The following is a 5,213-nucleotide window of genomic DNA, read 5'->3' as shown; positions in this document are numbered from 1 at the left end:
AACGTACTGTACCGGCCATCCTGCGCCGATTGCGCCGCCTGCCTTTCGGCGCGGATCGACGTGTCGGTGTTCCACCCGAGCAAAAGCCAGAAACGCGCGGCGCGACGCAACGCGCATCTCCAGCGGCGTGCAACCTCGCCCTGGGCCACCGATGACCAGTACGAACTGTTCCGGCGCTATCTCGATGCGCGTCACGCAGATGGCGGAATGGCCGATATGGACGTGTTCGAATTTGCTGCGATGATCGAGGAAACCCCGATCCGCAGCCGCGTGGTGGAATATGCCGACCCGGAAACCGGCAACCTGATCGCCGTCAGCCTGACCGACGTCCTGGATGACGGGCTGAGCATGGTCTACTCCTTCTACGACCCCGATCAGCCGCAGAACTCTCTGGGCACCTACATGATCCTCGACCATATCGATATCGCGCGCGAGGCCGGCCTGCCCTATGTCTATCTGGGCTATTGGGTGCCGGGCAGCCCCAAGATGGGGTACAAGGCCAAGTTCGCGGGCCTGGAAGTCTATTTGGGCAACAGGTGGCAATCGGTCAGCGACCCCTCGGCCTTCTCGAACAGCGAACACCATCCGCTGGCGGCCGCTCCGATTGCCGAACAGGTCGCAAGCATCCAGCTTCCCGACCGACACCCGACCAGGGGTTGAACATCCATGCGGCAAACCTTGCAAGCCGTCACCCTGGTGGTGCCGGACTATGAGGACGCGATCGCGTTCCACACCCGGACGCTGCGCTTTCGACTGACCCAGGATGTCGAACTGGGCGACGGCAAACGCTGGGTTCTCGTCACCCCGCCCGGCGGCGGCGCTGGGCTGGTGCTGGCCAAGGCCGATGGGGCCGATCGGCAGGCCGCCATCGGCAACCAGACCGGCGACCGGGTGGGCTTCTTCCTAGCCACCGATGATTTCGCCCGCGATCACGCGGACATGCGGGCCAAGGGCGTTCTGTTCGAGGAGGAGTCGCGCCACGAACCCTATGCATTGTTGCCGTTTGGCAGGGCCCGTTCGGAAACCGCTGTGACCTGATCCAGTTCACCTGACAACCGGCGTCAGCCGGTGCCAAAGCAAAGGGGGCCACGCGGCCCCCTTTTCAATTTGAGAACGCCAAGACCTGTCAGTTCGGGATCAGGTCCGGAACGATGGTCACGATCGACGGGAAGAACCACAGGATCGCGATGCCCACCACCTGGATCAGCACGAAGGGAATGATCCCGCGGTAGATATGGCCCGTCGTCACCTCTTTCGGCGCCACGCCGCGCAGATAGAACAGCGCGAACCCGAATGGCGGCGTCAGGAACGAGGTCTGCAGGTTCACCGCCACCATGATCGTCACCCATTTCGGATCGAACGACCCGCCATAGATCACCGGCCCCACGATCGGGATCACGATGTAGATGATCTCGAGGAAGTCCAGCACGAAGCCCAGGATGAACAGCACCAACATCACGATCAGGAAGACCGTGAATTCGTTGTCGAAGCTCTTCAGGAACTGCTGGATATAGTGCTCCCCGCCGAACGAGATCACCACGAGGTTCAGCAGCTGCGAGCCGATCAGGATGGTGAAGACCATCGAGGTCACCTTGGCGGTTTCCCGCACCACCGGTGTAAGCACGCCGCTTGTGAACAACACCCAGCACGCGAACAGCAGGCCGAACAGCGCGTACAGATAGGCAGCATAGGCCAGGATGAAGGCGATCCAGCTCTCGACCGAGACGCCACCCTGATTGATGCGCAGGTCAAAGTTCACGCCCAGCAGCAGGCAGATGATGACCGCGAAGGTCGACCAGATGATCACCTTGCCCGACCGCCCCTGGTCCTGCAGCTTGCGATAGGCCGCCAGCATGATGGCCCCGCCCGCCCCCAGCGCCGCCGCCGGCGTCGGGTTGGTCACGCCGCCCAGGATCGAGCCCAGAACCGCGATGATCAGAACCAGCGGCGGGAACACCACGCGGATCAGATCATTGGTGGCACAGCGCGCCGCCGCGGCTTTGCAGCCATACATTGCCAGTGCGAACGGCAGCGCCAACAGCAGGAACGTGGCCCCCGACGAGGTGGTCGGCGCGATCAGCAGCACATCGACCAGCAGCATCAGGACAAGCCCGATTGCCCCCACGATCAGCGGCTGCGGCGATTGCGACGGCGCGATGCCCCGGCCCATCACCAGCGTCAGCCCCAGCAGCACGACAATCACGGCAACACCGGTGCCGATCGGTGCGGCGGCGGCGATCTTGGCTTCACGCGCGGCAGCCAGCTCTTCCTCGCTCAGCCGCTGCGACTCGGACACGCCGCCGGCAGCGTCGATGGCTTCCTGCTCGGCCACGGCCTTGTCCCAGGCTTCCTGACCATGCAGTTCGATCATCGAGGCCTTGCACTCTTCGGACACGTTGGTACGCAGCGTGGCTGCCTCACCGATATCCGAGAATCCCGAAACCGTGATATTCTGGCTGCCGATCACGCCCAGGTTGCCGAGCAGCACCGCGCCCACGATCAGAGCGACCGGAGCACCCAGCAGCCAGGTCAGCCCTTCCGAACGCGTGATCGGCTCGCCGCTGCCACCCGACAGTTCGACCGCAGGCGCCTTGTGCGGGTTCAACAACGCGTAGCCAAATGCGTAGAGCGCATAAAGCAGCGCCAGCATGATCCCCGGCAGCAGCGCCGCCTGGAACAGCGTCCCCACCGAAACCACGGCCGGCTCACCCAGATATGTCAGCGCGTCGGTACAGCCCGCCTCGACTGCGCGGGTCTCTTGCGCAGTCGAATACAGGTCTCCCGCCAAAGTGCCCAACAGAACGATCACGATCGAGGGCGGAATGATCTGGCCCAGCGTGCCCGAGGCCGCGATCACGCCAGTCGCCAGTTCCGGCGAGTAGTTGTTGCGCAGCATGGTCGGCAGGGCCAGCAAGCCCATCGTCACCACGGTCGCGCCCACGATCCCGGTCGAGGCCGCAAGGAACGCACCCACGACCACGATCGACACCGCCAGACCGCCCGGCAGCGGCCCAAAGACGCGCGCCATGGTGGTCAGCAGGTCGTTGGCGATTTTCGAGCGTTCCAGCGTGATGCCCATCAGCACGAACATCAGCACCGCCAGCAGAGTCTCGATCGACTGACCGGCCAGAACCCGTTCGTTGATGCGGTTCACGATGAAGGACACGTTGCGGTCCAGCGCGGTTTCCCAGCCCGAGGCGAAGACCGGCTCGGCAATCCTTGGCAGATCCGGGTACCGGAACACGGAAATCACATCGGGTTTCACGCCCGAATTCACGAGGTCCCGATAGGCTTGCGAGCTTGTGTCGATCGCCTGGTGGATCAGCAATCCGGCGCTGTCCAGCGCGGCGATGATCCCGAAAGAGATGATGCCGGCCCCGCCGATGGCAAACGCCACCGGAAAGCCGCTGAGAATCCCGCCAAACAGGCAGAGGAATACGATAATGAGGCCTATCTCGACGCCATCAAGTCCGAATAGCATGTGTCTGGGTCTCCGTCCTTAATGTGTGCCTTCGTAGGCTTCTTCACCTTCGCCAAGGCTGTCCTTGTCGAGGTATTTTCCAGCGCTTTCCGGGCCTTCGACGAATTCGAGATAGGACCGGTAGAAGAACGCGATCGCGTGCAGGAACACCATCGCGGCAAAGGCCACAAGCAGGATCTTGAACAGGAAGTAGGCATTGAAGCCGTTGGGGCTGAAACCGATGGTTTCGACGTTCCAGCGCAGCGCGCGGGATTTCATCACCAGCCGGTCCAGCGTGTCGCTGGCCGAAGGATTCGGCACGATCAGGTGCCGCCACAGGAAGAACCAGCCATACAGCCAGACCACAACCGCGATGGGCATCATGAACAGGATCGAGCCCAGCATGTCGACCACGCGCTTGGCCCGGTGCGAGATGCCGGCATAGATCAGGTCAACCCGGACATGGCCGCCTTGCACGAAGGTGTAGGTGCAACACAGGCAGACGACCAGCGCATTGTACAGCTTCAGCTCTTCGGCGTACCAGCTGATATCCATCTGAAACGGAATACCCAGGCCGAACGCCATGTCGGGCCGCGCGAAAACACGCTGCATGAACACGATGACGATCTGCTGGATCACCATCAGCAGGCCAGCCCAGGCAAAGAACCGACCCGTCGTGTTGGCAAAGCCTTCCAGAACGCGCACGACGCCCCACATGAAATTCCGGTGATAGATGCCGATGGCCGTCATCACCAGAAAGCCTGTGAAGACCACGAAGAAGAACTCGACCGATCCGCCATAATAGACGAAGCGCATGATCGCTTCTTTGTTCGACCAGTCCAGCCACAGCTGCGGATGCGTGATCGCGTATCCGAAATTATAGAAGGCTTCGGCGATGTTTTGAACGAACCAGAGCAGTCCGTTCCACAGGGCGCCGAAGAACGAGATACCGTTTTCGTCCTGCATGATGTCCCCAGGTCCCGTCAGTTGCGATGCTGATTATACCGGAATTTGACCGATCCGCGCACCTGCAACAGAAATGGCTTCCCCGCGCGAGGCGGGGAAACCGAATGATTGCCAGTTGGCCAGTTAGCCCAGAACGCGGTCGCGCTGCGCGGTGTAGACGCCCGACGACATGTTCAGCCACGACGAAGAGGCCTTCATCGACGCCATTGCGCTGTCATGGACCTTCTTGAACAGCTCGTCGCCCATGTTCTCGGCCAGAACGTCCTGGCTGGCCTTGCCGAAGGCATCCCAAACGCTGTCGGGGAATTCCATGACCTTCACGCCACCGGCCTGCAGACGCTGCAGCGCCGCACCGTTGTTGGCCAGGAACTGCGCCAGGTTCCACTGGTGCGCTTCGGCGGCCGCGATCTCGATGATCTTCTGGTGCGCCGGCGACAGGCTTTCGAACACTTCGCGGTTGGTTGCCAGCGACAGGCCCGCGCCCGGCTCGTGGAAGCCAGCGGTGTAGTAGATCTTGGTGATCTCCTGGAAGCCGGCCTTTTCGTCGGCCCAGGGACCGATCCACTCGGTGCCGTCGATCGCGCCGGACGACAGCGCCTGGTACACTTCCGAACCCGGAATGTTCTGGACCGATGCGCCCAGCTTGCCCAGCGCCTTGCCGCCCAGGCCCGGCATACGGAACTTCAGACCGTTGAAGTCCTCGGGGCTGTTGATCTCTTTCGAGAACCAGCCGCCGGCCTGCGCGCCGGTGTTGCCGGCCAGGAACGACTTCAGGCCGAAGATCTGA

Annotated in this window: 4 protein-coding genes and 1 pseudogene; 2 read left to right on the top strand and 3 right to left on the bottom strand. The window is 62.3% G+C overall.

All coding sequences use genetic code 11. From position 1 onward, the window contains the following. A partial coding sequence (locus AC2FM3_RS17655) for an arginyltransferase (RefSeq protein ID WP_496684509.1) occupies window positions 1-660 on the top strand: 660 nt, incomplete at its 5' end. Between the two features lie 6 nt (window positions 661-666). After that, window positions 667-1,052: pseudogene (locus AC2FM3_RS17650) on the top strand (VOC family protein). 74 nt (window positions 1,053-1,126) lie between these two features. Here AC2FM3_RS17650 and AC2FM3_RS17645 read toward each other — a convergent pair. The 3 genes from AC2FM3_RS17645 to AC2FM3_RS17635 form a co-directional block, all read right to left on the bottom strand. Continuing rightward, window positions 1,127-3,481: a TRAP transporter large permease subunit gene (locus tag AC2FM3_RS17645; RefSeq protein WP_496684507.1), complete on the bottom strand. Its 2,355-nt coding sequence runs from the start codon at window positions 3,479-3,481 to the stop codon at window positions 1,127-1,129. Between the two features lie 18 nt (window positions 3,482-3,499). Next, the gene (locus AC2FM3_RS17640) at window positions 3,500-4,426 is read right to left on the bottom strand and encodes a TRAP transporter small permease subunit (protein WP_496684504.1); all 927 of its coding nucleotides are present in this window, start codon (window positions 4,424-4,426) and stop codon (window positions 3,500-3,502) included. A gap of 123 nt (window positions 4,427-4,549) precedes the next feature. Beyond that, a partial coding sequence (locus AC2FM3_RS17635; protein WP_496684502.1) for a TRAP transporter substrate-binding protein occupies window positions 4,550-5,213 on the bottom strand: 664 nt, incomplete at its 5' end.

This window comes from Ruegeria sp. BHSB172, from assembly GCF_059613165.1.
Note: the sequence above shows the minus strand (reverse complement) of the source record. Positions and strands in the feature narration are given on the sequence as shown.

Excerpts from the sequence above, each read along its gene's own strand:
- AC2FM3_RS17645 (WP_496684507.1), bottom strand. The coding sequence starts at position 3,481 with ATGCTATTCGGACTTGATGGCGTCGAGATAGGCCTCATTATCGTATTC.
- AC2FM3_RS17640 (WP_496684504.1), bottom strand. The coding sequence starts at position 4,426 with ATGCAGGACGAAAACGGTATCTCGTTCTTCGGCGCCCTGTGGAACGGA.